Source organism: Pseudoalteromonas sp. ABE4_541, assembly GCF_056312285.1.
The window spans coordinates 1-245 of the sequence record NZ_JBSVEM010000071.1; the positions used below are offsets into that span (position 1 = coordinate 1).

The 245-nt window shown below is 36.7% G+C and carries 1 pseudogene; it reads right to left on the reverse strand.

What is annotated here, in order from left to right:
- Positions 1 to 160 (reverse strand): annotated as a pseudogene (locus ACW689_RS21535) (transposase); the annotation flags it as partial.
- Between the last annotated feature and the right edge of the window lie 85 nt (positions 161 to 245).

Sequence of the window (245 nt, forward strand, 5' to 3'; positions counted from 1 at the left end):
TAACGGCATCTGTAACACGAGAAATCAGTGTTGGTGATACATCAGCATCATACATTTCTTTGAACGTAGAAACGATTTCACGGGTCGTCATACCTTTGGAGTAGAGATATAAAATCTTGTCGTCCATTGACGTGAAGCGAGTTTGGTTTTTTTTAGGTAGTGTTTAGAAATCTGTGTCATTTCAGTAATATTAGGAAAACAGGAATGACACATGACTCAAGAATTCGATTTCAACAAAGCATTAG